Raw genomic sequence first — 26,936 nt, 5'->3', positions numbered from 1 at the left:
GGTGACCCGGGGGTGGCGTGACGCGTGACCCAGCGCACGCGGTAGTGGATCAAGGTGTCGCACGCCAGCAGCGTGAAGAGCAGCAGCCCCTGGAACACGCCGGTCAGCGACTTGGGCAGCCCCAGGCGCGATTGCGCCAGCTCACCGCCGATGTAGAACATGCTCATCAGGATGGCCGAGAACACGATGCCCAGCGGATGCAAGCGCCCGACGAAGGCGACGATGATGGCCGCGAAGCCGTAGCCCGCCGGCACGTGCGGCGTCAGCTGGCCCAGCGGCCCGGCCGCTTCGAGCGCGCCGGCAAGACCCGCCATGCCGCCCGACAGCAGCAGCGTCGTCCACAAGGCCTTGCGCGACGAGAAACCGGCATAACGCGCCGCGGCCGGTGCGAGGCCGCCCACCTGCAGCTGGTAGCCCGCGTAGCTGCGAAAGAGGAAGAGCCAGAAGAGCAGCACGCAGGCGAGCGCGATCAAGAGGCCGATGTTCACGCGAAAGCCGGTGGCGAGTTTCGGCATCTGCGTGACTGCGAGGAAGTTGATGGTCTGGGGGAAGTTGTAGCCGTTGGGGTCTTTCCAGGGGCCGTAGACCAGGTAGCTCAGCACCATCTCGGCCACGTAGACGAGCATCAGGCTCACCAGGATCTCGCTTGCGTTCGCCTTGTCGCGCAGGAAGGCGACGATGCCGGCCCACACCATGCCGCCCAGCACACCGGCCAGCAGGATGGCCACGACGATGAAGCGGCTCGATTCCTTGTCGGCCGTCATCGCGACGGCGCTCGCGAAAATGGCTCCGAGGATGAACTGGCCTTCGGCCCCGATGTTCCACACGTTGGAGCGGAAGCACACCGCGAGGCCGAGCGCGATCAGCAGCAGCGGTGTCGCCTTCATCGCCAGTTCGGTGAGCGCGTAGACGCTCTTCACCGGCTCCACGAAGAAGGCCTGCAGCCCGCGCAGCGGGTCCTTGCCCAGCACCGCGAAGAGCACCACGCCGATCAGCACCGTGATGGCGAGCGCCAGCAGCGGCGACAGCACCGACATCAGCCGGCTCGGCTCGGGGCGTGTCTCAAGCTTCAGCATCGGCGGCTTCTTTCGTCCAGAGTCCCGACATCCAGGCTCCAATCTGAGGGACGGTGGCGTCGCGCGTCGCGATCGACGGCGACATGCGGCCCTGCGCGATGACGAGCAGCCGGTCGCTGATCTCGAAGAGCTCGTCCAGCTCTTCGCTCACCACCAGCAGGGCGCAGCCGGCGTCGCGCAGCTTCAGCAGCTCGCCGCGGATCTGCGCTGCGGCGCCCACGTCCACGCCCCAGGTCGGCTGCGAGACGATGAGAAGCTTCGGGTTGGCGTCGATCTCGCGGCCGACGAGGAACTTCTGCAGGTTGCCGCCCGAGAGGCTCTTGGCCGCGGCGTTCGGGCCACCGGCCTTGACGTTGAACCGTGCGATCAATGATTGCGCGAGCGCTGCCACCTCGCCGGTGCGCAACCAGCCGCCTTGGCCCACCGCTTCGGTGCGGGTGAGCAGCGTGTTCTGCGCGAGCGAGAGCGTGGGCACCGCGCCGCGGCCGAGCCGCTCTTCGGGCACGAAGTGCAGGCCGGCCGCGCGCCGCACCTGCGGCGGCTTGTTGGCGATGGGCTGGCCGAAGAGCTGGATGCTCGCGGCGGCGGCGCGGGTGTCTTCACCCGAGAGCGCCGCCATCAGCTCCTGCTGTCCGTTGCCGGAGACACCGGCGATGCCGACGATCTCGCCGGCGCGCACCTCGAAACCGATGCCTTGCAGCGTCGTTCCGAATGGGGCGAGCTTGGGCAGCGTGAGGTCTTGCACCGCGAGCACCACCTCGCCCGGCGTGCGGGGCTCGTGCCTGAGCTGCGGCGGCTCGGCGCCGATCATGAGACGCGAGAGGCTTGCGTTCGTCTCTTTCGTCGGATCGACCTCGCCCGTCACACGGCCGCCGCGCAGCACAGTGCAGTGGTGGCACAGCGCGCGGATCTCGTCGAGCTTGTGGCTGATGTAGAGGATGCTGCAGCCCTCGCTGGCGAGCTTGCGCAGCGTGACGAAGAGTGTCTCGACGGCCTGCGGCGTGAGCACCGAGGTGGGTTCGTCGAGGATCAGCAGCTTCGGGTGCGTCATCAGCGCGCGCACGATCTCGACGCGCTGGCGCTCGCCGACCGAAAGCGTGTGCACCGGGCGCAGCGGCTCCACGTCGAGGCCGTAGTCCTTCGAGACCTTCTGGATGCGCTCGGTCACCTGGGCGAGCGTGAGCGACTTGTCGAGCCCCAGCCACACGTTCTCGGCCGCGGTGAGCGTGTCGAAGAGGCTGAAGTGCTGGAACACCATGCTGATGCCCAGGGCGCGCGCTTCGGCCGGCGTCTTGACCTGCACCGGCTCGCCGTTCCAGCGGATCTCGCCTTCGTCGGGCCGCACCGCGCCGTAGATCATCTTCATCAGCGTGGACTTGCCCGCGCCGTTCTCGCCCAGCACCGCGTGGATCTCGCCCGGCTTCACGCGCAGGCTCACCTGGTCGTTGGCCTTGACGGCGGGGTAGCTCTTGCTGAGCTTGGTGAGTTCCAGGCGAAGCATGTTCAGGCACCGCCGGGCCGCCCCAAGGGGCCTGAAGCCCCCTCGGGGGGCAGCGAACGAAGTGAGCGTGGGGGCTGCATCATTTGAGGAGGTCGTAAAGGGTGCGTGCGACCACCTTGGTGGCGCGGCGCAGGTCTTCGAGCACGAGGTGTTCGTCCGCCCGCTTGGCGTTCGACTCCAGCACGGTACGCGGCCCGGCGCCATAGATGACCGCGGGGATTCCTTGAGCGCAGTAGAGGCGCACGTCGGTGTAGAGCGGCGTGCCCATCGCCGGGATGGCCTCGCCGAAAACGGCTTGCGCGTTCTTCTGCAAGGCCTCGACCAGCGGCTGGTTGCCGGGCAGGGGCTTGAGCGCATGGGCGAGCAGGAGACGCTTGATGTCGACCGTGACGCCGGGACAGGACGCTGCGGCATCGGCGATCACCTGGCGGATGTTGGCCTCCACGGCGACCGGGTCTTCCTCGGGGATCATGCGGCGGTCGAGCTTCAGCACCACCTTGCCCGGCACGACATTGGTGTTGGTGCCACCTTCGATGCGGCCGACGTTGAGGTACGGGTGGGTGATGCCCGGCACCTTGGAGGTCGTTTGCCTGTAGAGCGTGTTCTGGGCGTAGAGCGCGTTCAGGATCGTGACCGCGCCCTGCAGCGCATCGACGCCGGTCGTCGGGATGGCGGCGTGCGCCATCTTGCCGTGCACGGTGACTTCCATCTGCAGGCAGCCGTTGTGCGCGGTCACCACCTCGTAGCTGAAGCCGGCGGCGATCAGGTAGTCGGGTTTGGTCAGCTTGTGCTTCAGCAACCAGCCGGGGCCCAGCTCGCCGCCGAACTCTTCGTCGTAGGTGAAGTGCAGCTCCACGCCGCCGTTGAGCGGCGCGCCCAGGGATTCGAGTGCGCGCACCGCGAAGGTGAAGGTGGCGAAATCGCTCTTGCTCACCGCCGAGGCGCGGCCGTAGAGCTTGCCGTCTTCCACTTCGCCGCCGTAGGGGTCGTGCACCCAGCCTTCGCCGGGCGGCACCACGTCGCCGTGGGCGTTGAGCGCGATGGTGGTGCCTTCGCCGTATTCGCGGCGCACGATCAGGTTGGTGATCGATTGCAGGCCATGGGCGCGCACCTCGTCTTCCGGCACCGGGTGGCGCTCGGCTTCCATGTCGAAGCCGAGCAGCAGCTCGGCGGTGCGCTCCGCGTGAGGCGCATTGTTGCCCGGGGGTGTGTCGGTCGGCACCTGCACGAGCGCTTGCAGAAACCGCACCTCCTCGTTGAAGTGCTGGTCGATCCAGGTGTCGAGGTCGTGGTGCCGCGTCATGATCGTTCCTCCGCGAGGTCGTCCAGCAGCGCCTGGAAGGCTTCGACGCACAACTGCGCGTCGTCGCTGGTGATGGTCTCCAGCGGGTTGTGGCTGATGCCCGAGTTGCCGCCGCGCAGGAAGAGCATGGCCTGCGGCATCACCTCGTGCATCTTCATCGCATCGTGGCCGGCGCCGCTGGGCATGCGGTGCACCGGCAGGCCCAGCGATTCGACGGCGCGCTCCCAGCGCTGCTGCCAGTCGGGCGCGCTCGGTGCGGCGGGGGCGCGCAAGGTTTCCTCCAGCGTGCAGTGCAGGCCACGCCGCTCGGTGATGGCGCGCACCTCGGCGAGCACGTCGTGCACCATCGCGTCACGCACCTCGTCGGTGGTGGCGCGGATGTCGAGGCTGAACTTGCAGCGGCCCGGCACGACGTTGATCGAGCCGGCCGGCACCTCCAGCATGCCGACCGTGCCGACGAGATTCGGCTCCTGCGACGCGCGCTTCTCGACGAAGAGGATGAGACCGGCCACCGCCGCCGCCGCATCGCGCCGCCGGTCCATCGGCGTGGTGCCGGCATGGCTGGCGGTGCCGACCATCTCGCCCAGCATGCGCACACTCCCGTTGATGGAGGTCACCACGCCCAGCGGCAGGTCGATCTCGTTGAGCACCGGGCCCTGTTCGATGTGCACCTCGACGAAGCCGAGGTAGCGCGACGGGTGGCGCTCCATCCACGCGATGCGCTTGGGGTCGAGGCCGGCGGTGGCCATCGCGTCGCGCATCGCGATGCCATCGGCGTCGCGCTGGTCGAGCCAGCTGTGGTCGAACCGACCGATCACCGCACCCGAACCCAGGAAGGTGGCCTTGTAGCGCTGGCCTTCCTCTTCGGCGAAGGCGATGGTTTCGATGTCGAAGGGCAGGCGCTTGTGCTGGCGGTGCAACTCGCGCACGCACACCATCGGGACGAAGATGCCCAGTCGCCCGTCGTACTTGCCGCCGTTGCGCACGGTGTCGAAGTGGCTGCCGGTGAGCAGGCGCGGCGCTTCCTCCTGGGTGCCGTGGTAGATGCCCACCACGTTGCCCACGGCGTCGATCTCCACCTCGTCGAAGCCGCAATCGCGCATCCAGTAGGCGAGCTGGCGCTGGCAGGCGATGTGGGCGGGCGTGAGGTAGGTGACGGTGAGCGCGTCGTCGACGTCGCTGTGCTGCGCGAGCAGCTCGGCGCAGTCCCAGACCTGGTGGCCGAGCAGGGGTTCGACGCCGAACTTGTCGTTCAGGCGCAGCTCGGCGATGCGGTGGATGTTGCGCAAGCACTCCGCACGCTCGAAGTCGGCGTGGCCTTCGAGCCGGCGCGCGAAGGTGGCGATGATCTGCTGCCGCGTGAGGCCGGTGCCGCGCGGGCCGCGCACCGCGAGGATGAAGGGCCAGCCGAACTTGGCGAGGTACTCGGCGTTGAGCCGCTGCAACGCGGCCAGCTCTTCCGGCGAGCAGGCCTTGAGTCCGGCGGTCTGCTGCTCGTGGCTCGACTCCGCCGTGAGCTGGCCTTGCTCGGCGAGCTTGCCGGCAAGTTCGGGGTGGGCGCGGATCAGCGCCAGCTGCTGCTCGGCCGACGCCTCGCGCACGGCTTGCGCCAGTGAGACCTTCAACGCAGCGAGGCTCTTGAACGGCCGCTGTGCCAGCGCCTTCTCCGCGATCCACGGCGAGTGTTCGTAGACGCCCGCCAGCATCTGCAGCGCCACGTCGGGCGGTGCATCGTTGAGCGCTTGCAGGGTGAGTCTCATGCTGGGGCCGGGTGATGCTGCTTCCAGTGCCGCGCGATGTCGATGCGGCGGCACACCCACACCTTGTCGTGCGCGAGCACATGGTCGAGAAACCGCTGCAGCGAGCCGATGCGCCCCGGCTTGCCGAGCAGGCGGCAGTGCATGCCGATGCTCATCATCTTCGGCGCCCCTCTCTGATCACCGTCCTCGCCCTCGGCGTAGAGCGCATCGAAGCTGTCGCGCAGGTAGGTGAAGAAGTGGTCGCCGGTGTTGAAGCCCTGCGTCTGCACGAAACGCATGTCGTTGCAGTCGAGCGAGTAGGGCACGACCAGCTGCTGCGAAACGCTGCCGTCGCTCTTGGTGACGGGCATCCAGAAGGGCAGGTCGTCGCCGTAGTAGTCGCTGTCGTATTCGTAGCCGCCATGCTCGACCACGAGGCGCCTCGTGTTGGGGCTGTCGCGGCCCGTGTACCAGCCCAGAGGCCAGGCACCGCCGGTCATGTCCTTCAAGACATGCGTGCCGAGCTCGATGTGGCGGCGCTCGGTGGCCTCGGGCAGGTTTTGATAGTGGATCCAGCGCAGGCCGTGGTTGGCGATCTCGTAGCCGTTGTCCATGAAGCACGCGAGCAGCTCGGGGTAGCGCTGCATCGCCATGCCCACGGCGAAGATGGTCATCGGCAGCTTGCGCTTCTCGAACTCGCGCAGGATGCGCCACACGCCCACGCGCGAGCCGTACTCGTACATCGACTCGATGGTCATGTGCCGGCTCTCGTAAGCCTGGGCCGTGATCAGCTCGGAGAGGAAGGTCTCGCTGGTCGGGTCGCCGTGCAGCGGGTTGTTCTCGCCGCCTTCCTCGTAGTTGAGGACGAACTGCACGGCGATCCGTGCGCCGTTGGGCCACTGGGCATGGGGCACATCACGCCCGTAGCCCTTCAGATCTCTCGGGTAGCTCTGTTCGCTGGTCATGAGGGGTCTCCGGCATGCAGCACCGACGGCAAGTCCGGCACCCGGGGGTTCAGGCGCAGGTTGCGCTCGACATTGTGCAAGTGGCTTTGCATGAGCTTCACCGCCGCGCGGGCATCGCGGGCTTCGAGCGCGTCGACGATCGCCACGTGCTCCGCAAAGGAGTGTTCGGCCGAATGGGCGGACTGGTACATCAACGAGATCAGCGAGCTTCTCGACACCAGCTCTCGCAAGATGTCGGCCAGCGCCTCGTTGCCGAGCATGCGCGCGAGCACCACATGGAAGTCGGCCAGCAGGTGGGTGCGGCCGGGCACGTCGGTGCGTTGCACGGCGGCTTCTTCGTCGCGCAGGTGCTGGCGCAGTTGTGCGATCTGCGGCTCGGTCAGCTCGGCGGCAGCGCGTTTGATCATCGCGGCTTCGAGCATCTGGCGCACCTCGAAGACCTGGCGCGCTTCGTCGACGCTCGGCTGCGCCACACGCGCGCCGCGCGCCTGCGTGAGCGTGACCAGCTTGTCGCGGCTCAACTGGTGCAGGGCCTGCCGCACGATGGTGCGCGAGACCTTGAAGATGTCGGCGATCTTCTGCTCGGCGAGCTTGGTGCCGGGCATCAGGCGCCGCTCGACGATGGCGGCGGTGATCGAGTCGGCGATGCGGCGGGTGGTGTTTTGCAGCTCGTCGTCGGGGACGGCGGCGCCGGCTGTCTTGCTGCCCGTCTTGCGGGAGGCGGCCTGCTTCTTGCCTGCGCCTGCCGTGCCGCGCGCCGCCGGGCGGAGGGCAGTCAGGTTGGCAGGGGAGCGCGGCATGGTGTCGGTCACTAGGCGGTGTGCGCCAAACTGTATACACTTTTCCGCGTCTTGCAACCCACATCGAAGGCCACCATGGGCAAGCTCACCACCCACGTGCTCGACACCATGAACGGCTGCCCTGCGGCGGGCATGCTGGTGGCGCTGTACCGCGTCGAGAGCGGCCAGCCGGTGCTGCTCAAGCAGCTCGCGCTGAACCACGACGGCCGCGCCGACGCCCCGCTGCTCGACGACGCCACGTTCAAGACCGGCACTTACCGCCTGGTCTTCGAGGTGGCGGCCTATTTCAAGGGGCGGGGTGTGAACCTGCCCGACCCGCCGTTCGTCGATGCCGTGCCCATCGACTTCGGCCTCGCCAACCCCTTGCAGCACTACCACGTGCCCCTGCTCGCCAGCCCCTGGGCCTATTCCACCTACCGGGGAAGCTGACGCGTGGATTCGCACCTGCTCGACTGGCTCAACTTTCTGCTGCGCTGGGCCCACGTCATCACGGGCGTGGCGTGGATCGGCGCGTCGTTCTATTTCGTCGCGCTCGACAACAGCCTCACGCCGCCTGAAGACACCAAAGACCGTGACAAGGGCATCGGCGGTGAGCTGTGGGCTGTGCACGGCGGCGGTTTCTATCACCAGCAGAAGTACCCGGTCTCGCCCGCGGTGCTGCCCGAGCGGCTGCACTGGTCGATGTGGGAGAGCTACTCGACCTGGCTCACCGGCTTCGCACTCTTCACCGTGCTCTATCTCTTCAACGCGAGCAGCTTTCTCATCGACAGGAGCGTGCACGACTGGTCGCCGGCCGCTGCCATCAGCGCGGCGCTCGGTTTCTTCGTCGGCTTCTGGCTGATCTACGACGGCATCTGCCGTGTCTTCGGCCAGCGCAAGAACGGCAATGCGATCGTCGGTGTGCTGGTGGCCGTCTTCGTCGTGTTTGCGTCGTGGTTGTCATGCCAGCTCTTCGCCGGGCGCGCGGCCTTCCTGCTGGTGGGCGCGATGCTCGCCACCACCATGAGCGGCAACGTCTTCTTCTGGATCATCCCCGGCCAGCGCAAGGTGGTCGCGGCCCTGCGTGCGGGCCAGCCGGTCGACCCGATCCACGGCAAGCGCGGCAAGCAGCGCAGCGTGCACAACACCTACTTCACGCTGCCGGTGCTGTTCACGATGATCAGCAACCACTACGGCTTTCTCTACACCGGCCCCAACAACTGGGTGACGCTGGTGGTGATGATGCTGGCGGGCGCACTGATCCGCCAGTCGTTCGTGATGCGCCACAAGGCGCACGCGACCGGGCAGCCGGTGCCGTGGTGGTACGCCGTGGTGGGGGTGGTGCTGCTCGCGGGCATGGTCACCGCGACGATGCCGCAGGCCGAGAAGCAGGCGGCCGGTGCGCCGCCGGCGACCTTTGCCGAGGTGCAGAAGGTGATGGCCGAGCGCTGCGTGATGTGCCACAGCGAGCAGGTGGTCAACAAGGCCATCCAGCTGCACACGCCCGAGTTGATCGTGCGCAATGCGCAGGCGGTCTACCAGCAGTCGTCGGTGTTGAAGCTCATGCCGCTCAACAACGCCACGCAGATGACGGACGCCGAGCGGGCACTGGTGAAGCGCTGGTACGAGGCCGGCGCGAAGCCCTGAGCCGCGTCAGGCGCGCGGCCGGCGCGAGCTTCTTGCCGGTGGCGCGCCGCTGGGCAGGATGCGGCCCAGCAGCCAGCGCAGCGTGCGCCGCACCGCGGTGGCATCGCGCCCCTCCTGCAGGTCGAGCGCCGCGCGGTCGAAGGCGGCCGACAGCCAACCCGTCAGCACATCGAGGTCGACCCCTTTGACGCCCGCCGCCGCCAGGCCGGCACGCAGCGTGCCTTCCGCGTTGGCGGCGTCGAGCGCCTGCATCGCCTCGCGGCCCAGTGCGGCTGGGCCTTCCACCAGCAGCAGCCTTGCGCGGCCAGGCACGGCCATCGCCTCCAGGTAGGCATCACCGCCCGCCAGCAGGGCCTGGTCGGCCGGCAGATTGGCCGGCGCCGCCGCTTCGATCTCGGCAGCGACCGCCTGCGCCTCGCGCGCCACCACCGCGTGGAAGAGGTCGCGCTTGTCGACGAAATGGTGGTACAGCGCGCCGCGTGTCATGCCGGCGGCGGCGCAGACCGCTGGCGTGGCCGTGTCGCCGTAGCCGTGGGCCACGAAGAGGGCGCGCGCCGCGTCGAGCAGCGCCGTGCGAGTGGCCTCGCTGCGTTCAGGGTTGGTGCGGGTGGGTTGCATACGTACAGACTGTATGTTAATTTCAACAAACATACAGCACGTATGTTTGTTGCAGAATCCCTTCCAACGTTCCGCCCACCCAGGAGAAATCGCCATGGCCATCACCAGCTACTACCCCGTCCTCATGACCCGCAACGTGGCAGCCACCGCCGGCTTCTACCAGCAGCACTTCGGCTTCGAGGCGCTGTTCACCGCCGACTGGTACGTGCACCTGCAATCGCGCGAAGCCGGCGCGCAGGTGAGCCTTGCCATCCTCGATGCGCGCCACGAGACCATCCCGGCGGCCGGTCGAGGCGCACCCGGCGCGGGCGTCCTGCTCAATTTCGAGGTGGACGATGTCGACGCCGAATACGAGCGGCTCACCGCTGCGGGACTGGAGGTCTTGCTGCCCTTGCGCGACGAGGCCTTCGGCCAGCGGCATTTCATCGTGCAGGCGCCCGATGGGGTGATGGTCGACGTCATTACGCCGATTCCGGCCAGCGGCGAGTTCGTGCAGCAGTACGCCGAGTCGGCGCTGCCGGCCTGAACGCGGTTACACCACCACCGGCTCGGGCTCGAGCCGGATGCCGAAGCGACCGTAGACGCTCTCCTGGATGGCCCGGGCGAGTGTCATCACCTCCGAGCCGATCGCCCCGCCGCGGTTGACGAGCACCAGCGCCTGCTTCTCGTAGACACCGGCGCGACCGACCGTTTTGCCCTTCCAGCCGCAGGCGTCGATCATCCAGCCGGCGGCGAGCTTCATCGTGCCATCGGGCATGGGGTAGTGGACGATCTCCGGGTCGCGGCCAATGATGTCGCGGCACTGCTCGGGCGTGACGACCGGGTTCTTGAAGAAACTGCCGGCATTGCCCACCACCGCCGGGTCGGGCAGCTTGGCGCGGCGGATCGCGATGATCCAGTCGTAGACCTGCTGCGGCGTCGGGCGGCCGATGCCGGTCTCGTTCATCTTGCGCTCGATCTCCAGGTAGCCGAGCACCGGCTGCCAGGGCTTGGGCAGGCGAAAACGCACCCGGGTGATGAGCACCCGGCCGGCGAGCGAGTGCTTGAACTCGCTGTCGCGGTAGCCGAACTTGCACATATCGGCACCAAGGGTCACGGTGCGCCCGGTGAGCAGGTCCACCCCGTCGAGCGAGTCGAAGCGGTCTTTCAGCTCGATGCCATAGGCCCCGATGTTCTGCACCGGCGACGCCCCGACCGTGCCCGGGATCAGGGCCAGGTTCTCCAGGCCGGGGCAGCCTTGTGCGAGTGTCCAGGTGACGAAGTCGTGCCAGTTCTCGCCGGCACCGGCTTCGACGATCCAGGCGTTGGCGCGCTCTTCCACGATGCGCCGGCCCATCACCTCGACCTTCAGCACCACCTGCGGCATGTCGCGCGTGAGCACGATGTTGCTGCCGCCGCCGAGGATGAACTTCGGCGCCGTGCCCAGATCGGCGTGGTCGACCACGCGGCGCACGTCGGCATCGCCCGTGATGCGCACGAGCGTTTGCGCCACGGCTGGCAGGCCGAAGGTGTTGTACGGTTTCAGGCTCACGCCCGATTCGATTTGCATGGCAGAATTTTCACCGATCCCGCCCTCGAAAGACCTTCCCCTATGCCGAGCTTCGACGCCGTTCTGGAACCCAACCTCGTCGAGGTGCGCAATGCAGTCGACCAGACCTCCAAGGAAATCGGCACGCGCTTCGATTTCAAGGGCTCGTCGGCCAAGGTGGAACTGAAGGAGGAAGAGCTGACGGTCTACGCCGACAGCGACTTCCAGATCAACCAGGTGCTCGACATCCTGCTGGCCAAGATGACCAAGCGGGGTGTGGACATCCGCTTCCTCGACCGCAGCGCCAAGATCGAGAAGATCGGCGGCGACAAGGTCAAGCAGAAGATCACGGTCAAGAGCGGCATCGATTCCGACACGGCAAAAAGATCCAGACCGTCATCAAACAGAGCAAGATGAAGGTGCAGGCTGCGATCCAGGGCGACACCGTCCGGGTGACCGGCGGCAAGCGCGACGACCTGCAGGCGGCGATCGCGCTCATCCGCAAGGAGATCGCCGATGCGCCGTTGTCGTTCAACAACTTCCGTGACTGACCGCGTGGTCAAGCCAGGCCGCTGGCTGTCGGCGATCGCCCTGGTGTGGGCGGGTGCGGCCGCGGCGCAGACCGTCTCCATGAGCGGCCGCCTGGGCGACAAGGCGCTGCTGATGATCGACGGCAGCCCGCGCACCGTGGCCGTTGGTGCGACGGTGCAGGGTGTGAAGCTCGTGTCCTTGACCCCCGATGGCTCGGTGGTCGAGACTCGGCGGCAGGCGCCACACCGTGCCGATGGGCGGCACGCCGGTGAGCCTGGGCGCCGGAGGCGGTGGCAGCGATGGCGGCACACGCATCGTGCTCACCGCAGGGCCGGGTGGGCACTTCGTTTCGGGCGGGGCGATCAATGGACGCGCGGTCGAGTTCATGGTCGACACCGGCGCGACGACGGTGGCCATGAGTGCTGCCGATGCCGAGCGCATCGGCATCAAGTACCGCGACGGCCAGCGTGGCATGGCGAGCACTGCTGGCGGCATGGTGCCGATCTACCGGGTCAACCTCACGTCGGTGCGGGTGGGCGAAGTCACGGTTTATGGCGTCGATGCCACGGTGGTCCAGGCGCAGATGCCTTTCGTGCTGCTGGGCAACAGCTTCCTCAGCCGCTTCCAGATGACGCGGGTCAACGACATGATGACGCTGGAAAAGCGGCCTTGATGAGCCGACGGCTCAAGGCTGCGGCGATTCGGTCCGGTATTCCAGCAGGTCTCCCGGCTGGCAGCCCAGCACCTCGCAGATCTTCTCCAACGTGTCGAAGCGCACGCCGCGCACCTTGCCGCTCTTGAGCAGCGAGATGTTTTGCTCTGTGATGCCCACACGCTCGGCCAGTTCGCGCGAGCGCATCTTGCGGCGGGCCAGCATCACATCGAGGTTGACGACGATGGGCATGGCGTCAGACGAACTGTTCGTTTTCGTGCGCCAGCCGCGTGGCTTCGACCATCACGTGGGCGATTGCCCACAGCAACAGGCCGAACAACAGCAGCACGTAGTCGTGCGATGAAAAACCCACGATCAGCCGGCGCTGACCCGGCGGCAGGTGCAGGGTGAGCACCACGCCTGTGGCGCTGCGGGCCACCACCTGGGCGAGTGCCACGGCCAGCAAGGCCATCGCCAGGCGGCGCAGGCGCTGCGTCGCCCCAGGGGTGAAGAACTCGCCCCGCATGTAGCCCCCGAACAAACGCCAGATCTGCAGCAGCGCGAACCAGCCCACGGCCACCGGCAACAGGTTGACGAGCGCGCCCAGCCACGAGGTCGAGGGTGCCAGCTGCAGGGCCGTTGCATTCAACCCGAGGGTGCTCGCGACGAAGCGGGCGATGCGATCCGGCGACGACCAGACCCACAGCGTGCCAAGCGGCAGTGTGACGGCGCCTGCGACGGTCAACATGCGCACCCAGTGCGCGAGGCGGCGCACGCGATCGAGGGGCGTGCGGGTTCCGTGGGGTCGGGAGGCAAGAGTGGTCATGACAGGTATTGGGGGCGTGCACACCGGCTCAAGGTGCAATTCGGGTCAGAACATAACCTGAAAAGAGCAGGGTGTCTGTGCCTTGGCGGCGAGTCGCACGCACCGACCCGCCATCCATGGCTCCGCCGTTGAAGATCTCGGCGATGTCGTCCGATACGGGCTGCAGTGCCACGCGGCCCCTGGCCCCTTCGAGGCCTGCCACGGGGTTGTGGGTGACGACGCGTGCAATCAACACACCATCGTCGACGGCAAGCTCGAATTCGCGGAACTCCATGGCGTTGTCCGCGGTGTCGCTGGTGTAGCGGCCCAGGCGCGACAGCCAGGCAGGCGGGATCGGCTTTTTCTCCAGGCGCTCGAAGGCCATGGGGGCGGGCAGGCCGTCGAGCACAGCATGGCGCCGGCCGTCGGCCGAGGTGAAGCGCACGAAAAGATCCGGTACGGTGAAATCCAGGACCCCCAGCACCCCCTTTTGCAGAGCGAAGCGGCCATCGTTCGTGGGCACCAGATCCAGCTGGCTGTCGAAGATCTCCAGGGTGAGCCGGTTCTTCTTGAGTTTGATCGCGGTGTTGCTGCCGAAGACGGCGTAGTCGCCGGCCAAAGGGGCCAGTTCGTCGGCCGTGGCGTCGGTGCGCAGCACGAGCTTGGTGTCGGGGCGTGGCGGTGCGGCACGGCCCGTCTGCACTTCCAGCGCCAACTCCAGGGCTTTGGCCGCGGTCTGGAGGGCGAAGCTGCGTCCTTCTTCACCGTTGGTCAGCACCAAGGCGGCCAGTTTGTCGCTGCGCGACATGACCACCGCGGCGTGGTAGCCGGGGTATTGCCCCGCATGCCAGGCAATGGGTCCGGCACCCGCGACCTCGACGCCGCTCAACATCCAGCCCAGGCCGATGCGGTGGCCGAAGTCCAGCGGCAAGCCTTCGAACTGCGGCTGGAACATCGACTGAAGGGCTTCGGCAGAGATGAGCTGCCGGCCGTTGGCCTGCCCATTCGCGAGCACGAGCTGCAGGAAATTCGCCATGTCGGCCGCGCTCGCCAGCATGGCGCCCGCAGGTTCGTCGCGCAGCCCGCTGGGCTGAACGGGCCGGCCTTTTCGGTGGCCTGCGGCGCAGTGGGCCGGCATCGAGGCTCGGCGCTCGAAGGTGGTGTGCGACATGCCGGCCGGTTGCAGCAGCTCCTGCCGTATGGCGTTCGCAAAGGGCATGCGACTGCGCTCTTCGATGAGACGGCCCAGCATGGCGTAGCCGAGGTTGGAGTAGACATAGCGCGTTTGCGGTGACGCGATCAGGGGTTCGTGGCGCAAGGCCGTTTGCAGTTGCGCCAAGCTGCCCGGCTCGGGCTCCCACATGCCGCGCAGGTGGTTGGCGGGCAGGCCTGCGTGGTGGCTCAACAGTGCTCGCACCGTTATGGGTTTCGCCGGCTCGAAACGGCTCTGCATCCCGAAGCCTGGCAACTGCGTGGCCAGAGGGGCGTCGAGGTCGATCTCGCCGCGGCCGACCCGGCGCATCACCTCGGTGGCCGTGAAGAGCTTGGACACCGATCCGACGCGGAAGCAGGTGTCCATGCTGATGGGGGGTGCGGCTGTGGGTGTCGGTGACGCCGAAGGGTTGTGCCCAGACCACGCCGCGCTCGTTGACCACCACCACCGCGGCGCCGGGGACCGAACTGCGCTTCAAGGCATTGAGCAGCAGCGCGTTCAGGCTGCGTGTCATGTGGCTGAAATCACCCTGTAATACGGGTTCGGCCGGGGGTCGCGCCGTGGTGCAGGCAGACAGGTAAAGACAGCAGGCAACGCTGAGCAAGAGCGATGTCCTCGCGGTCAGCAAGGGCGGCGGAAGCAGGAGGGAACGTTGTGTTGACATGGCAGGTTGTTGCTGTTGTGCATGTCATTTTTATCATAAAACAATAAACTATTGCCGCGCCACTAAAAAATTGCGCGCAAAACCCGGCCCGGCCTTGAGGGGCCCGGATTCATGCGCGGCTGGCGTTTGCGGCACTCACACGCCGTTGACACTCGGTGCAGGCTGAACGGCTAGCCGATCTGTACCCACACCGGCGCGTGGTCGCTGGCCTTTTCTTTGCCGCGGGTGGCGCGGTCGACGTTGGCGTCCTTCAGGCGCTTGGCGAGGTCGTGCGTCAGCAGCAGGTGGTCGATGCGGAAGCCCGCGTTGCGCTGCCAGCGCTGGCGCATGTAGTCCCAGAAGGTGTAGACCTCCTCATCGGGGCGTACTTGGCGGATGGCGTCCGTCCAGCCCTGGTCCAGCATCTTGAAATAGGCGGCACGGCTCTCCGGCTGGGTGAGCGCGTCTTTCGTCCACGAGGCGGGCGAGTAGATGTCTTTCTTCTCGTCGGTCGGGATCACGTTGTAGTCGCCGCAAAGCACGGTGGGGCGGCCTTCGGCCAGCAGGGTGGCCGAGTGCTCGATCAGCCGGTCGAACCATTTGAGCTTGTAGTCGAACTTCGGTCCCGGCTGCGGGTTGCCGTTGGGCAGGTAGAGGCAGCCGATCACGATGCCGTTGACCTCGGCCTCGATGTAGCGGCTGTGGCTGTCGTCGGGGTCGCCGGGCAGGCCGCGACGCCGTTCCTGGGGCTTCGCGCCCTTGGCCAGGATGGCCACGCCGTTGAAGGACTTCTGGCCGTGCCAGATGGCCTCGTAGCCGGCTTCTCGCAGGGTCTCGGCCGGGAACTTGTCGTCCGGCGTCTTCAGCTCCTGCAGGCAGGCCACGTCGGGTGAGGTCTCGGCCAGCCACTCGAGCAGGCGCGGCAGGCGCGCGTTCATGCCGTTGATGTTGAATGTGGCAATCTTCATGGAGGCGCATTCTCACCTCTTGAAGCGCGCCGGGGCGTCACCACCTCACGAGCATGAATGCTGTTGCCCGCACCCTCCCCGAGAGTTTCCGCGTTCTGCTGACACTGGCCCAGCTGCTGGAGCGCATGGAGCGCAGACTCGTACCGATGGCCGCCGACCAATACCGCTCGGTGGTCGACCACCTGTCGAAAGAACTCGCTGACGTGCCGCCCGGCGACGACCTGGACTTCCTGCTGCAGGCCTTCCCAGCGACCGCAGAGCTCTACGAGAACCTGCAGTACGCCCACGCCGGGCTGTGCCGGTCTCCGCTCGACGCCTCGCTGCAGGCCGAGTTGCAGGCCCGGGACGTTTTCAAGCGCCTCTGAGTGCCCCGGGGTGCGCCCGGCACCGACAATCCGCGCATGAAACTCAGTCAGGTGCTGTACTCGCAGGGCTTCGGCGCCCGGCGTGAATGTGAAGGGCTTGTCGCCACCGGCCATGTGCGCATCGGTGGGGTGGTGCACGACGACCCATTCGAGGACGTGGACCCCGAAGGCCTCGTGTTCACCGTGCGCGGCGAGGAATGGGCGTACCACGAGCGGGCGCTCCTGATGATGCATAAGCCGGCAGGCGTCGAGTGTTCGCAGAAGCCCAAGCACCACCCGAGCGTCTACAGCCTGCTGCCCGCGCCGCTGCGCCGGCGCGATGTGCAAAGCATCGGCCGGCTCGACGAAGACACGACCGGCCTCCTACTCTTCACCGACGATGGCGCGCTGATCCACCGTCTCACCTCGCCCAAGAAGCACGTGCCCAAGGTGTATGAGGTGAGCTGCAAACACCCGGTGACGGCAGAGCAGGTGCAGCGCCTGCTCGAGGGCGTGAAGCTGATCGACGACCCTGCGACCGTGAGGGCCGCGGCGGCCGAGGCCACCGGCGAGACCACGCTGCGCCTCACCCTCACCGAAGGCAAGTACCACCAGGTCAAGCGCATGCTGGCCGCGGTGGGCAACCGGGTCGAGGGCCTGCACCGCAGCAGCTTCGGCAAGCTCGTGCTCCCGCCTGACCTGGCGCCGGGCCAGTGGTGCTGGCTGCCTGGCCCGCACGCCATCTGATCCGCGGCAAATTGCCCGCCGAAGGTGACAGCCGCCCCGCGGGCGGCGCCCGATAATCCCGGCCCATGCAAGTCTTTCGAGGCATCCATCACCCGGGCATCGCGCCCGCCTGTGCGCTGACCATCGGCAACTTCGACGGGGTGCACCGCGGCCACCAGGCCATGCTGGCACTGTTGCGCTCCGAGGCGCAACACCGGGGCCTGCCCTCGTGCGTGATGACCTTCGAGCCGCACCCGCGCGACTATTTCGCACACCTGGCCGGCAAGCCCGAGTTGGCGCCCTCGCGCATCGCGACGCTGCGCGACAAACTTTCCGAGCTGGAGCGCTGCGGCATCGACCAGGTGGTGGTGCTGCGCTTCGACAAGGCGCTCGCCACGCAGCCGGCGCAGGCGTTCATCGACGACGTGCTGGTGCAGGGGCTGGGCGCGCGCTACGTGCTCGTGGGCGACGACTTCCGCTTCGGTGCCAAACGAGCCGGCGACTACGCGATGCTCGACGCGGCCGGCGGTGCGCAGGGCTTCGACGTGGCGCGCATGAACAGCTACGAGGTGCACGGGCTGCGGGTTTCCAGCTCGGCGGTGCGCGAAGCGCTGTCGGCGGGTGACATGGCCAAGGCGGCCGCGCTGCTGGGCCGGCCCTACTGCATCAGCGGCCACGTGGTGCATGGCAAGAAGCTCGGGCGCGACCTCGGGTTCCGCACGCTCAACGTGCGCTTCCGCCATCCCAAGCCGGCGGCGATGGGGATCTTCGCGGTGCTGGTGCATGGCCTGGGCGAGCAGCCGCTGGCCGGCGTGGCGAGCCTCGGGGTGCGCCCGACGGTCGACGACAGCGGGCGTGTGCTGCTCGAGACGCATTGCTTCGAGTGGCCGGCGCACCTGGGGCCCGAGGGGGGCTACGGTAAGATCGTTCGGGTGGAACTCCTGCACAAAATCCGTGACGAAGCGCGCTACGAAGGGCTCGAGGCCCTGACCGCCGCCATCCGGCAGGATGCCCGCGACGCACAAGACTTCCTCGCCGCCCACGCGGCTCAGCGTCGCCAGACCACACGCGACCGAATTTAAAGCTCGCGCCTCTCATCGCGAGCCCGGCCGCCGGCGCGGCCGACCCTGAACTCCCCGAGGCACGCCATTCGTCGCGTGCAAGTGCCATGACCGACAAGACTTCCACCACCGACTACCGGGCCACCCTCAACCTGCCCGACACCCCGTTCCCCATGCGCGGCGACCTGCCCAAGCGCGAGCCGGGCTGGGTCAAGGAATGGGAGCAGCAGGGCATCTACAAGCGCCTGCGCGAAGCGCGCCATGGCGCGCCGAAGTTCATCCTGCACGACGGCCCGCCCTATGCGAACGGCCAGCTGCACATGGGCCATGCGGTCAACAAGATCCTGAAGGACATGATCACCAAGGCGCGGCAGTTGAAGGGCTTCGACGCGCTCTACGTGCCGGGCTGGGACTGCCACGGCCTGCCGATCGAAAACCAGATCGAGAAGACCTTCGGCCGTGGCCTGCCGCGCGACGAGGTGCAGGCCAAGAGTCGTGCCTATGCCACCGAGCAGATCGCGCAGCAGATGGTCGACTTCAAGCGCCTGGGCGTGCTGGGTGACTGGGAGCACCCGTACCGCACGATGGACTTCGGCAACGAGGCCGGCGAGATCCGCGCGCTGAAGCGGGTGATGGAGCGCGGCTTCGTCTACCGTGGCCTGAAGCCGGTGTACTGGTGCTTCGACTGCGGCTCGTCGTTGGCCGAGTTCGAGATCGAGTACGCCGACAAGACCTCGCACACGGTCGACGTGGGCTTCAAGTCGGCCGAACCGGAGAAGCTGGCTGCCGCGTTTGGTTTGCCCAAGATCGAGAAAGACGCCTTCGTCGTCATCTGGACCACCACCGCGTGGACCATCCCCGCCAACCAGGCACTCAACCTCAACCCCGAGTTCGAATACGCGCTGGTCGACACCGAGCGTGGCCTCTTGCTGCTGGCCTCGGCGCTGGTCGAGAAGTGCCTGGCGCGCTTCGGCCTCGAAGGCAAGGTGGTCGCCACGACGCTCGGCAAGAACCTCGCGGGCCTCAACTTCCACCACCCGCTGGCGCATGTGGACCCTGGCTACGATCGCCTGAGCCCGGTCTACCTGGCCGACTACGCGACCGCGGAAGACGGCACCGGCATCGTCCACTCCGCACCCGCCTACGGCATCGAAGACTTCAACTCCTGCCGTGCGCATGGCCTCGCGCTCGACGACATCCTGAACCCGGTGCAGGGCAACGGCGCATACGAAGCGAGCCTGCCGCTCTTCGGCGGCCAGAACATCTGGAAGGCTGCGGCGAAGATCACCGAGACGCTGCGCGACCACGGCCGTCTCTTCAACACCGCCAAGCTCGTGCACAGCTACCCGCACTGCTGGCGCCACAAGACGCCGGTGATCTACCGCGCCGCGGCGCAGTGGTTTGTGCGCATGGACGAAGGCGAGGGTGTCTTCACCAAAGACAAGGCACCGAAGACCCTGCGCCAGACGGCGCTCGAAGCGATCGATGCGACCGGCTTCTACCCGGAGAACGGCCGCGCCCGCCTGCGCGACATGATCGCCAATCGGCCCGACTGGTGCATCAGCCGCCAGCGCAGCTGGGGCGTGCCGCTGCCCTTCTTCCTGCACAAGGACACCGGCGAGCTGCACCCGAACACGATGGAGTTCATCGACCGTGCGGCCGATCTCGTCGAGAAGGGCGGCATCGAGGCCTGGTCCAAGCTCGACCCGGCCGAATGGCTGGGTGCCGAAGCCGCCCACTACACGAAGAGCGCCGACATCCTCGACGTGTGGTTCGACTCCGGCTCGACCTTCTTCCACGTGCTGCGCGGCAGCCACGAAGGCGGCCGGCACGAGACCGGGCCCGAGGCCGACCTCTACCTCGAAGGCCATGACCAGCACCGCGGCTGGTTCCACTCGTCGCTGCTCATCGCCTGCGCGCTCGAAGGGCGTGCGCCGTACCGCGGCCTGTTGACGCACGGCTTCACCGTCGACAGCCAGGGCCGCAAGATGAGCAAGAGCCTCAAGAACGGCATCGAGCCGCAAGAGGTGAGCAACAAGCTCGGCGCCGAGATCATCCGCCTGTGGGTGGCCGCCAGCGACTACTCGGGCGACATCGCCGGCGACGACAAGATCCTCGCGCGGGTGGTCGATGCGTATCGCCGCATCCGCAACACCTTGCGCTTCCTGCTGGCCAACACCAGCGACTTCGATCCGGCGAAGGACGCGGTGCCGTTGGCCGAGATGCTGGAGATCGACCGCTACGCGCTCGCACGCGCTGCGGCTTTCCAGGCCGAGGTGCTGGCGCACTACGAGGTCTACGAGTTCCACCCGGTGGTGGCCAAGTTGCAGGTCTACTGCAGCGAAGACCTCGGCGCCTTCTACCTCGACGTGCTGAAGGACCGGCTCTACACGACCGCGCCGAAGTCGCATGCCCGCCGCAGTGCGCAGACGGCGCTCTGGCACATCACGCATGCGATGCTGCGCTGGATGGCGCCGTTCCTGAGCTTCACGGCCGAGGAGGCGTGGAAGGTGTTTGCGCCGGGTGTGTCGCCGTCGATCTTCACCGAGACCTACAGCGACGTGGCGGGCTGGGCCGATGAGGCGCTGGTGGCGAAGTGGAACCGCATCCACGAGGTGCGCGATCTGGCCAACAAGGAAATCGAAGCGGTGCGCACCGATGGCAAGGTGGGTTCGTCGCTGCAGGCCACGCTCGACATCACGGCCGGGGCCGACGATCACGCGCTGCTGGCCTCGCTCGGCGACGACCTGAAGTTCGTGACCATCACCTCGGCGGCACGCCTGCTCGAAGGGGCCGGACTGTCGGTCAAGGTGACACCCTCGACCGCCACCAAGTGCGAGCGCTGCTGGCACTACCGCCACGACGTGGGCCACGACGCGGCCCACCCGACGATCTGCGGCCGCTGCACGAGCAACCTCTACGGCGCGGGCGAACCCCGCAAGGTGGCCTGAGCATGGCGAACCCGAAGGCCAATCTGCTGCCGTGGCTGGCGATCGCGCTCGTGGTGATCGTGCTCGACCAGATCACCAAGACCCTGATCCTGCAGCACTACCAGTACGGCGACAGCACCTACATCACGTCGTTCTTCAACATCGTGCGGGCCCACAACACCGGCGCGGCGTTTTCGTTTCTCGCCGGGGCGTCGGGCTGGCAGCGCTGGTTCTTCATCGGGCTGGGCATTGCCGCCGCGATCTTCATCGTCTGGATGTTGCGCTCGCACGGCGGCCAGAAGATGTTTGCCTGGGCGCTGTCGCTGATCCTCGGTGGGGCGATCGGCAACGTGGTCGACCGCATGCTGCACGGCTACGTGGTCGACTTCATCCAGGTGCACTGGGGTGCGAAGTACTACTTCCCGTCGTTCAACGTGGCCGACAGCGCGATCACCGCGGGCGCTGCGCTCCTGATCCTCGACGAGCTGCTGAGAGTCCGTCGCGGCCGGTGAACGAAGCGGGGCGGGCCGAGCGCCGGGCGCCCCCAAGCCGGCCCGCATCCCCTCGGGGGATCGGTCGCGTACTCGCGACCGAGGGGCTCACATCTTCAACCGAAGTGGCAGATGTAGTGCAGCGTTTGCGTCACTTCGATGTCGAAGTGCGATTTGCCCGGCACGCTGAACGACTGCCCCGCCGAATACGGCAGCCAGTTGTCGCTGCCTGCGTACTTGACGCGGCACACGCCTTCCACCAGTTCCATCACCTCGGGTTCGCCGGTGCTGAAGCGCAGCGACGAGGGCAGGATCACGCCCACGCTCTTCTTCGTGCCGTCGGGCAACTGGATGCTGTGCGAGACGCACTTGCCGTCGAAGTAGACGTTGGCACGGGTGGTGATGGTGGCGTTGATCTTGTCGGTCATGCTCGGGAACCTGGTTGAGAGCCTTGCGGAAGAGGCGCAATTCTAGGTGCCGCCGGATGCGATCACGCCGCTTGCCGCAGGCGGCGCAGCGTGCTCTGCAGCAATCGTGCGTCGGTGCTCGCGCGGTGGCGCTCGATCCGGTGCTCACGCATCACGGCCTGGCGGGTAGCCTCCCATTGCGAGGCCTCTTCTTCGCTCAAGAGGCCACGCAGGCTCTCGAGCCTGAAGCTCGGCACCAGATCGGCTTCTTCATAGAGCGCCGCCAGCCAGGGGTAGTCGTGCGCCCAGCCGTCGCTGAAGACGGTGCGCCCGCGCAGCGCGTCGTTGAGGGTACGGGCGACGTCCTGCACGTCGCGGCCGTGCTGCACCAGCACGTCGCGGCGGATGTGGTGCACGCTTTCGGCTGCCGGGTCCCAGTGCGTCCAGTGCGGGAGCGGGCGGATCAGGCTGCAGTAGCTGCTGCCGTCGGGCAGCACGTAGCCCACCTCGATGGGGTAGCTGTGTCGGCCGAACCCGGAGGCTTCGACATCGAGGATGGGGGGCAGGTCGATCAAGGTGCGATCAAGGGGTCGGGGCGATGCGCGTGATGCCGGTTCGGGTCAACACGTAGAGCGCGCCGTCGTTGCCGACGAGCATGTCCACCGGGTTTCCGCCGAGGCTCGCGAAAGCATACGCCGCATTGCCGTTCGCGGGGTCGAGCCGGCCGACCGTGCCGGCCACGTGGTCGGCGAAGAAGTAGTTGCGCCGGTAGGCTGCCGGGAAGCTGCCGCCGGTCGCCGGGTAGAACGCGCCGCCGGCGATCGACTGCCCGGTGAAGAAGCCGCCGCTTCCGGAGCCTGGCGGGTTGGCGGGGTCGTGCCGGTAGGCGAAGAGCGGTGCGGTCACGCCGGCCGCGTTGGTCGGGCCTTCGGTGGCGGGCCAGCCGTAGTTGGCACCGGGCGCGCCGAGGTTGATCTCTTCCCAATCCGCCGCACCGACGTCGTTGATGAAGATGCGGCCGGTGCCAGGCTCCACCGCGAAGGTGAACGGGTTGCGCAGGCCGCTCGCCCAGATGGCGCGGGCGATGCCGCTCTGGCTGTCGTAGTAGGGGTTGTCGCTTGGGATGCGGCCGTCGGGGTCGATGCGCAGCAGCTTGCCGAAGGGCGTCGACAAGTCGGGTGCGTGGCTGGAGGTGGCGTTGTCGCCCACGCCGATGTAGAGCTTGCCGTCGGCGCCGAAGTGGAGGGCGCCGCCGTTGTGGTTGGTGGCGCTCGACAGGTCGGGCAGGTCGATCAAGCGGTCTTCCGAGCCCACGACAAGATCGCCGTACTGGAAGCGCGCGACGCGGTTGTTGGGGCGGCCCTGGCCGCGTGTGTAGTGCACATAGATCCAGGCCGGCTGCGGGAAGCCGGGGTGGAGCGTGATCCCGATGAGGCCACGCTCGCCGTTGTCGTCGACGTTGAGGTTGATGAAGGGCAGCGCCTGGAACTGGCCGCTCGCACTCGCGATGCGCACGCGCCCGCCTTGCTCGGCGATGAAGAAGCGACCGTCGGGCGCCTGCACGAACGCGGTGGCGTTGTTGAGGCCGCCGATCCAATCGCTTTGCAGCGTGAAGCCCTGCGGCACGGAGGCGCTGCCGACGACCTGTACCGTGGCGCTGCGCCACGGCGAGACGTTGCCCGCGGCGTCGCGTGCCCGGGTCCGCACGACGTGCTGGCCGGCGGGGAAGGCCGAGGTGTCCCACGCGGCTTCGTACGGGGCGCTCGTGTCCTCGCTGCCGAGCGGCATGCCGTCGACCTGGAACTCGACCGCGGCCACGCCGACGTTGTCGGAGGCGGTGGCGCTGACGGTCACCGTGCCCGTCACCGCTGCGGCAAGGTGGGGCGGATTGGCGAGCGTGACGGTGGGCGGCTGGTTGTCGGCGGTGGTGTTGTCGATCACCGTCACGGCGATCGCGGCGCTGGTGCTGCTGTCGCCGGCGTCGTCGGTGGCGCGGGCGGTGAGGCTGTGGACGCCGGCGCTGGTGGGTGCCCATGACCATTCGAACGGCGCACTGGCGTCTTCTCCGAGCAGCGTGCCGCCGTCGAAGAACTGCACGCGGGCGACGGCGCCATCGCTGTCGGCCGCCGTCGCCGACAGCGCCACCGCGGTGCCGACCACGCCGCTCGTGGCGGCGTTCAGCGTCACCGAGGGCGGCATGTTGTCGGACGGGCCGGCGTCGTCGAAGGTAGCGGTGTAGGTGGTGTTGGTGGTGGGCGTGCCGATCGTGTGCGTGGCGGCACCGCCGTCGCTCCAGCCGCTGAAGGTGTAGCGGCGCCCGTTGACCACCTGCGCGGCGGCACCCAGGTCGCGCTCCACCCCTTGCACGCCGGTGAAGCTGTGCGGTGTGGTGACGGGCTGGCCGTCGAGCGTGAGCCGCAGCCCGGGGGTTGGCTGGCGAGCGTGACCTCGGCGGTCTGCGGGCGCACGTCGCGCGTGACCTCCGTGGTGCGCCCGGCGCTGTCGACCGCGCGCACGTGCACGCGGTACCAGACGTTGGCCGACACCTCGGTGCGCACCGGCGTCTGGAACGTACCGCTTCCTCCATTGGTGACCGGTTGGGCGGGGTGGCTGTGGGTGTCGTGGTGCAGGTCGATCCACCACGTGAGGCGGTTCGCCGCGAGGGGGCCGTCTTCGCGGTCGGTGGCGGCGGCGCTGACCGTGATGTTGTCACCGGCGCGGTAGGTCGCATCGGCGGCCGGGCTCGCGAGGGTGATGACGGGTGCTTGGTTGCCGCTCGGCGGCGTGACCGGGTCGTCGCCGCCGCCGCAGGCGATCAGCGCCAGCGTGCTGACACTGCAAATGAGGGGGCGCAGCGCGGTGCGCAGGATCGAGCGTGTGTTCATGGAATGCTCCTCGACGGGGATGCGAGCGCCCGATGGCACGGCAGCGCTCGGCAAGGACGAGGGCAACCCTCATGCCGCGCTAGGGTTTGTCCGTAGCCGCCCCGACCCTTCCGCACTGCCATGCTTCAGGCCATACCGTTCTCTCGAAACCAACCTTCCGTCTCAAGGAGTTCACGTGTCTGAAGCAGCATCCCGTCCCCACGAACGCATCTGGCCGCGCCGCCTGCCGCGTGAGCTGGTCGTCCCGGCCACCTCGTTGTGGTTCAACCTCTTCGTGACCGCCCAGCGCTTCCCCGAGAAGGCGGCGACCATCTTCTTCGGCAAGCCGATGAGCTACGCACAGCTGCATGACGATGCCGACCACGTGGCCGGCTGGCTGCAGAGCGCGGGTGTGAAGGCCGGGGACCGGGTGCTGCTGTACATGCAGAACTGCCCGCAGTTCCTGGCTGCCTTCTTCGGCATCCTGCGCGCTAACGCCGTGGTGGTGCCGGTCAATCCGATGAACAAGGCCGACGAACTCGGCCACTACATCACCGACCCCGAGGCCCGGGTCGCGATCTGCGGCGCCGACCTGGCCGCCATCGTCGAGACGGCCAACGGCGCGCTGCCGCAGGACAAGCGCATGTCGCACGTGCTCGTGACGCGCTATTCCGATGCGATGCACCCGCCCGGCGCCATCGACCCGGCCGACGCGCCGGCCGCGCCGGTCGAGGCCTGGCTGCGCAGCGAGCCGGTGCTGCCTGCTGCCGGCCAAGGCAGCGCGCAGTACCTGATGTGGAACGACGCGCTGGCGCAGAAGCTGTCGCCTGGCCCGCACACCGCCAAGCCCGATGACCTGGCCGTGCTGCCCTACACCTCGGGCACCACCGGCAACCCCAAGGGCTGCATGCATACGCATCGCACCGTGATGCACAACAGCTGCGGCATCCAGTGGGCGCACGGCGGGCCGGAGGCGGTGGCGCTCGGCGTGGTGCCGATGTTCCACATTACCGGCATGGTCGGCATGTCGGCGGGCGTTTTTGCCGGCTCGACGGTGGTGATGGTGCCGCGCTGGGACCGCGAACTCGTCGGCCGCCTGATCTCGCGCTACAAGATCACGCACTGGACCTGCATCCCGACGATGGTGATCGACCTCTTCGGCAGCCCCAACTACAAGAGCTTCGATCTCTCCAGCCTGAAGTTCATGAACGGCGGCGGCGCTTCCATGCCGGCGGCCATCGCCGATCGGCTCGAAAAGGAATTCGGCATCGTGTTCGCCGAAGGCTACGGCCTCACAGAGACCTCGGCCGCCACGCACGGCAATCCGCCCGAGCGCGCCAAGCCGCAGTGCCTGGGCATCCCGATCTTCGGCGTCGACTCACGTGTGGTCGACCCGACCACGCTCAAGGAACTGCCGCCCGGCGAGATCGGCGAGATCATCAGCAGCGGCCCTCAGGTCTTCAAAGGCTACTGGCGCCAGCCCGATGCCACGGCTGCCGTCTTCATCGAGTTCGAAGGCAAGAAGTTCTTCCGCACCGGCGACCTCGGGCGCATGGACGAGGAAGGCTACTTCTTCATCACCGATCGCCTGAAGCGCATGATCAACGCAAGCGGCTTCAAGGTCTGGCCGGCGGAAGTGGAGATGCTCTTGTACAAGCATCCGGCGGTGCAGGAGGCCTGCATCATTTCCGCGAAGGACGCCTATCGCGGCGAGACAGTCAAGGCGGTGGTCGTGCTGCGTGCGGAGGCCAAGGGCAAGACGACGGGCGAAGACATCATGGCCTGGTCGCGCGACCACATGGCGGCCTACAAGGTGCCGAAGATCGTGCAGTTCGTCGACAGCCTGCCCAAGTCGGGCTCGGGCAAGGTCATGTGGCGCTTGCTGCAGGATCAAGAAGCGACATGACGACCCCTCGGCCGACGAGTATGTCGGCCGGTCCCCCGAGGGGAACGTAGGCCGCGGCTCCATGCCCGCCTGCGCGGGCATGGACGGCCGGAGTGCGAGCCGCGTCTCGCGGCTCGCGGGGGCCGGCTTGGGGCGGCCCGGCGCTCGGCCCGCTGCGCTGGCCAGGTTCTGCTTCACCATGAAAAAAGGGCCGGCTTTCGCCGGCCCTCTCTCCCCACCTTGTTGTTCGATCGCCTGGC

The 26,936-nt window shown here is 67.6% G+C and carries 25 protein-coding genes and 2 pseudogenes; 11 read left to right on the top strand and 16 right to left on the bottom strand.

The annotated features are described in order from the left end of the window. Positions 1-2: 2 nt before the first annotated feature. The 6 genes and pseudogenes from LRS03_RS10040 to LRS03_RS10015 all read right to left on the bottom strand — a co-directional run. A pseudogene (locus LRS03_RS10040) lies at positions 3-1,076 on the bottom strand (ABC transporter permease); the annotation flags it as partial. Beyond that, on the bottom strand, positions 1,063-2,577 hold the full coding sequence (locus tag LRS03_RS10035; protein WP_257825294.1) for an ABC transporter ATP-binding protein: 1,515 nt from the start codon (positions 2,575-2,577) through the stop codon (positions 1,063-1,065). The pseudogene LRS03_RS10040 and the gene LRS03_RS10035, both read right to left, overlap by 14 nt. A 79-nt stretch (positions 2,578-2,656) precedes the next feature. Next, a complete protein-coding gene (locus LRS03_RS10030; RefSeq protein ID WP_257825293.1) occupies positions 2,657-3,880 on the bottom strand; it encodes a M20 family metallopeptidase in 1,224 nt (407 codons plus the stop codon). After that, the gene (gene uraD, locus LRS03_RS10025) at positions 3,877-5,640 is read right to left on the bottom strand and encodes a 2-oxo-4-hydroxy-4-carboxy-5-ureidoimidazoline decarboxylase (protein ID WP_257825292.1); all 1,764 of its coding nucleotides are present in this window, start codon (positions 5,638-5,640) and stop codon (positions 3,877-3,879) included. The genes LRS03_RS10030 and uraD overlap by 4 nt, the downstream gene beginning before the upstream one ends. Further along, positions 5,637-6,584, bottom strand: coding sequence for an allantoinase PuuE (gene puuE, locus LRS03_RS10020; protein WP_257825291.1), 948 nt, complete (start codon positions 6,582-6,584; stop codon positions 5,637-5,639). Before puuE ends, uraD begins: the two co-directional genes overlap by 4 nt. Next, the gene (locus LRS03_RS10015) at positions 6,581-7,384 is read right to left on the bottom strand and encodes a GntR family transcriptional regulator (RefSeq protein WP_257825290.1); all 804 of its coding nucleotides are present in this window, start codon (positions 7,382-7,384) and stop codon (positions 6,581-6,583) included. The genes puuE and LRS03_RS10015 overlap by 4 nt, the downstream gene beginning before the upstream one ends. 75 nt (positions 7,385-7,459) lie before the next feature. Between LRS03_RS10015 and uraH the strand changes: the two genes are divergently transcribed. Beyond that, a complete protein-coding gene (gene uraH, locus LRS03_RS10010; protein ID WP_257825289.1) occupies positions 7,460-7,813 on the top strand; it encodes a hydroxyisourate hydrolase in 354 nt (117 codons plus the stop codon). A 3-nt stretch (positions 7,814-7,816) separates the two neighbouring features. Beyond that, entirely contained in the window at positions 7,817-9,010 is a 1,194-nt protein-coding gene (locus LRS03_RS10005) for a urate hydroxylase PuuD (RefSeq protein WP_257825288.1), read from the top strand. A 6-nt stretch (positions 9,011-9,016) separates the two neighbouring features. Here the strand turns inward: LRS03_RS10005 and LRS03_RS10000 are convergent, their stop codons facing one another. Further along, positions 9,017-9,628, bottom strand: a complete 612-nt coding sequence (locus LRS03_RS10000) for a TetR/AcrR family transcriptional regulator (protein ID WP_257825287.1) — start codon at positions 9,626-9,628, stop codon at positions 9,017-9,019. 94 nt (positions 9,629-9,722) lie between these two features. Here LRS03_RS10000 and LRS03_RS09995 point away from each other — a divergent pair, with 94 nt between their 5' ends. Then, a complete protein-coding gene (locus tag LRS03_RS09995; RefSeq protein ID WP_257825286.1) occupies positions 9,723-10,154 on the top strand; it encodes a VOC family protein in 432 nt (143 codons plus the stop codon). Between the two features lie 6 nt (positions 10,155-10,160). Here LRS03_RS09995 and murB read toward each other — a convergent pair whose 3' ends face one another. Next, positions 10,161-11,177: a UDP-N-acetylmuramate dehydrogenase gene (murB, locus tag LRS03_RS09990; RefSeq protein WP_257825285.1), complete on the bottom strand. Its 1,017-nt coding sequence runs from the start codon at positions 11,175-11,177 to the stop codon at positions 10,161-10,163. A gap of 42 nt (positions 11,178-11,219) precedes the next feature. Between murB and LRS03_RS09985 the strand changes: the two are divergent. Then, positions 11,220-11,707, top strand: a pseudogene (locus tag LRS03_RS09985) (YajQ family cyclic di-GMP-binding protein). A gap of 233 nt (positions 11,708-11,940) precedes the next feature. After that, a complete protein-coding gene (locus LRS03_RS09980; protein ID WP_308296477.1) occupies positions 11,941-12,360 on the top strand; it encodes a retropepsin-like aspartic protease family protein in 420 nt (139 codons plus the stop codon). Positions 12,361-12,372: 12 nt separating this feature from the next. On the opposite strand, the gene LRS03_RS09975 is transcribed toward LRS03_RS09980, so the two are convergent. The 4 genes from LRS03_RS09975 to xth form a co-directional block, all read right to left on the bottom strand. Then, complete coding sequence (locus tag LRS03_RS09975) at positions 12,373-12,591, bottom strand: helix-turn-helix domain-containing protein (protein ID WP_257825284.1); 219 nt, start codon at positions 12,589-12,591, stop codon at positions 12,373-12,375. Between the two features lie 4 nt (positions 12,592-12,595). Further along, on the bottom strand, positions 12,596-13,165 hold the full coding sequence (locus LRS03_RS09970; protein ID WP_257825283.1) for a DUF2975 domain-containing protein: 570 nt from the start codon (positions 13,163-13,165) through the stop codon (positions 12,596-12,598). 28 nt (positions 13,166-13,193) lie between these two features. Next, a complete protein-coding gene (locus LRS03_RS09965) occupies positions 13,194-14,723 on the bottom strand; it encodes a serine hydrolase domain-containing protein (protein WP_257825282.1) in 1,530 nt (509 codons plus the stop codon). 468 nt (positions 14,724-15,191) lie between these two features. Then, complete coding sequence (gene xth / locus LRS03_RS09960) at positions 15,192-15,968, bottom strand: exodeoxyribonuclease III (protein ID WP_257825281.1); 777 nt, start codon at positions 15,966-15,968, stop codon at positions 15,192-15,194. A gap of 53 nt (positions 15,969-16,021) precedes the next feature. On the opposite strand from xth, the gene LRS03_RS09955 reads away from it, so the two are divergent. The 5 genes from LRS03_RS09955 to lspA all read left to right on the top strand — a co-directional run bounded on the left by LRS03_RS09955 (position 16,022) and on the right by lspA (position 21,541). After that, entirely contained in the window at positions 16,022-16,333 is a 312-nt protein-coding gene (locus tag LRS03_RS09955; protein WP_257825280.1) for a hypothetical protein, read from the top strand. Between the two features lie 36 nt (positions 16,334-16,369). Then, positions 16,370-17,059: a pseudouridine synthase gene (locus LRS03_RS09950; RefSeq protein ID WP_257825279.1), complete on the top strand. Its 690-nt coding sequence runs from the start codon at positions 16,370-16,372 to the stop codon at positions 17,057-17,059. A gap of 65 nt (positions 17,060-17,124) precedes the next feature. Further along, positions 17,125-18,120: a bifunctional riboflavin kinase/FAD synthetase gene (locus LRS03_RS09945; RefSeq protein WP_257825278.1), complete on the top strand. Its 996-nt coding sequence runs from the start codon at positions 17,125-17,127 to the stop codon at positions 18,118-18,120. A gap of 86 nt (positions 18,121-18,206) precedes the next feature. After that, entirely contained in the window at positions 18,207-21,050 is a 2,844-nt protein-coding gene (gene ileS / locus LRS03_RS09940) for an isoleucine--tRNA ligase (protein ID WP_257825277.1), read from the top strand. Positions 21,051-21,052: 2 nt separating this feature from the next. Next, on the top strand, positions 21,053-21,541 hold the full coding sequence (gene lspA, locus LRS03_RS09935; protein WP_257825276.1) for a signal peptidase II: 489 nt from the start codon (positions 21,053-21,055) through the stop codon (positions 21,539-21,541). A 95-nt stretch (positions 21,542-21,636) separates the two neighbouring features. Here lspA and ppnP read toward each other — a convergent pair whose 3' ends face one another. The 4 genes from ppnP to LRS03_RS09915 form a co-directional block, all read right to left on the bottom strand. Further along, the gene (ppnP, locus tag LRS03_RS09930; protein ID WP_257825275.1) at positions 21,637-21,948 is read right to left on the bottom strand and encodes a pyrimidine/purine nucleoside phosphorylase; all 312 of its coding nucleotides are present in this window, start codon (positions 21,946-21,948) and stop codon (positions 21,637-21,639) included. Positions 21,949-22,010: 62 nt separating this feature from the next. Next, positions 22,011-22,502, bottom strand: coding sequence for a 3'-5' exonuclease (locus tag LRS03_RS09925; protein ID WP_257825274.1), 492 nt, complete (start codon positions 22,500-22,502; stop codon positions 22,011-22,013). Between the two features lie 7 nt (positions 22,503-22,509). Continuing rightward, complete coding sequence (locus LRS03_RS09920) at positions 22,510-24,126, bottom strand: PQQ-dependent sugar dehydrogenase (RefSeq protein ID WP_257829476.1); 1,617 nt, start codon at positions 24,124-24,126, stop codon at positions 22,510-22,512. After that, positions 24,111-24,812, bottom strand: coding sequence for an Ig-like domain-containing protein (locus tag LRS03_RS09915; RefSeq protein ID WP_257825273.1), 702 nt, complete (start codon positions 24,810-24,812; stop codon positions 24,111-24,113). The genes LRS03_RS09920 and LRS03_RS09915 overlap by 16 nt, the downstream gene beginning before the upstream one ends. A gap of 175 nt (positions 24,813-24,987) precedes the next feature. Here LRS03_RS09915 and LRS03_RS09910 point away from each other — a divergent pair, with 175 nt between their 5' ends. Next, positions 24,988-26,697: a long-chain fatty acid--CoA ligase gene (locus tag LRS03_RS09910; protein WP_257825272.1), complete on the top strand. Its 1,710-nt coding sequence runs from the start codon at positions 24,988-24,990 to the stop codon at positions 26,695-26,697. The last annotated feature ends 239 nt before the right edge of the window (positions 26,698-26,936 follow it).

Origin of the sequence: Rhizobacter sp. J219, assembly GCF_024700055.1 — a bacterium.
GTDB lineage: Bacteria > Pseudomonadota > Gammaproteobacteria > Burkholderiales > Burkholderiaceae_C > Rhizobacter.
Note: the sequence above shows the minus strand (reverse complement) of the source record. Positions and strands in the feature narration are given on the sequence as shown.

Bases quoted from the DNA above. Each gene is read 5' to 3' on its own strand.
- puuE (WP_257825291.1), bottom strand. From the start codon at position 6,584: ATGACCAGCGAACAGAGCTACCCGAGAGATCTGAAGGGCTACGGGCGT.
- xth (WP_257825281.1), bottom strand. From the start codon at position 15,968: ATGAAGATTGCCACATTCAACATCAACGGCATGAACGCGCGCCTGCCG.
- LRS03_RS10030 (WP_257825293.1), bottom strand. From the start codon at position 3,880: ATGACGCGGCACCACGACCTCGACACCTGGATCGACCAGCACTTCAAC.
- LRS03_RS09950 (WP_257825279.1), top strand. From the start codon at position 16,370: ATGAAACTCAGTCAGGTGCTGTACTCGCAGGGCTTCGGCGCCCGGCGT.
- LRS03_RS10035 (WP_257825294.1), bottom strand. From the start codon at position 2,577: ATGCTTCGCCTGGAACTCACCAAGCTCAGCAAGAGCTACCCCGCCGTC.
- LRS03_RS09965 (WP_257825282.1), bottom strand. From the start codon at position 14,723: ATGGACACCTGCTTCCGCGTCGGATCGGTGTCCAAGCTCTTCACGGCC.
- uraH (WP_257825289.1), top strand. From the start codon at position 7,460: ATGGGCAAGCTCACCACCCACGTGCTCGACACCATGAACGGCTGCCCT.
- ileS (WP_257825277.1), top strand. From the start codon at position 18,207: ATGACCGACAAGACTTCCACCACCGACTACCGGGCCACCCTCAACCTG.
- LRS03_RS09920 (WP_257829476.1), bottom strand. From the start codon at position 24,126: ATGCCGCCCTCGGTGACGCTGAACGCCGCCACGAGCGGCGTGGTCGGC.
- LRS03_RS10015 (WP_257825290.1), bottom strand. From the start codon at position 7,384: ATGCCGCGCTCCCCTGCCAACCTGACTGCCCTCCGCCCGGCGGCGCGC.
- LRS03_RS09955 (WP_257825280.1), top strand. From the start codon at position 16,022: ATGAATGCTGTTGCCCGCACCCTCCCCGAGAGTTTCCGCGTTCTGCTG.
- lspA (WP_257825276.1), top strand. From the start codon at position 21,053: ATGGCGAACCCGAAGGCCAATCTGCTGCCGTGGCTGGCGATCGCGCTC.
- LRS03_RS09970 (WP_257825283.1), bottom strand. From the start codon at position 13,165: ATGACCACTCTTGCCTCCCGACCCCACGGAACCCGCACGCCCCTCGAT.
- LRS03_RS10000 (WP_257825287.1), bottom strand. From the start codon at position 9,628: ATGCAACCCACCCGCACCAACCCTGAACGCAGCGAGGCCACTCGCACG.
- LRS03_RS09980 (WP_308296477.1), top strand. From the start codon at position 11,941: ATGGGCGGCACGCCGGTGAGCCTGGGCGCCGGAGGCGGTGGCAGCGAT.
- murB (WP_257825285.1), bottom strand. From the start codon at position 11,177: ATGCAAATCGAATCGGGCGTGAGCCTGAAACCGTACAACACCTTCGGC.
- uraD (WP_257825292.1), bottom strand. From the start codon at position 5,640: ATGAGACTCACCCTGCAAGCGCTCAACGATGCACCGCCCGACGTGGCG.
- LRS03_RS09945 (WP_257825278.1), top strand. From the start codon at position 17,125: ATGCAAGTCTTTCGAGGCATCCATCACCCGGGCATCGCGCCCGCCTGT.
- LRS03_RS09995 (WP_257825286.1), top strand. From the start codon at position 9,723: ATGGCCATCACCAGCTACTACCCCGTCCTCATGACCCGCAACGTGGCA.
- LRS03_RS09975 (WP_257825284.1), bottom strand. From the start codon at position 12,591: ATGCCCATCGTCGTCAACCTCGATGTGATGCTGGCCCGCCGCAAGATG.
- ppnP (WP_257825275.1), bottom strand. From the start codon at position 21,948: ATGACCGACAAGATCAACGCCACCATCACCACCCGTGCCAACGTCTAC.
- LRS03_RS09915 (WP_257825273.1), bottom strand. From the start codon at position 24,812: ATGAACACACGCTCGATCCTGCGCACCGCGCTGCGCCCCCTCATTTGC.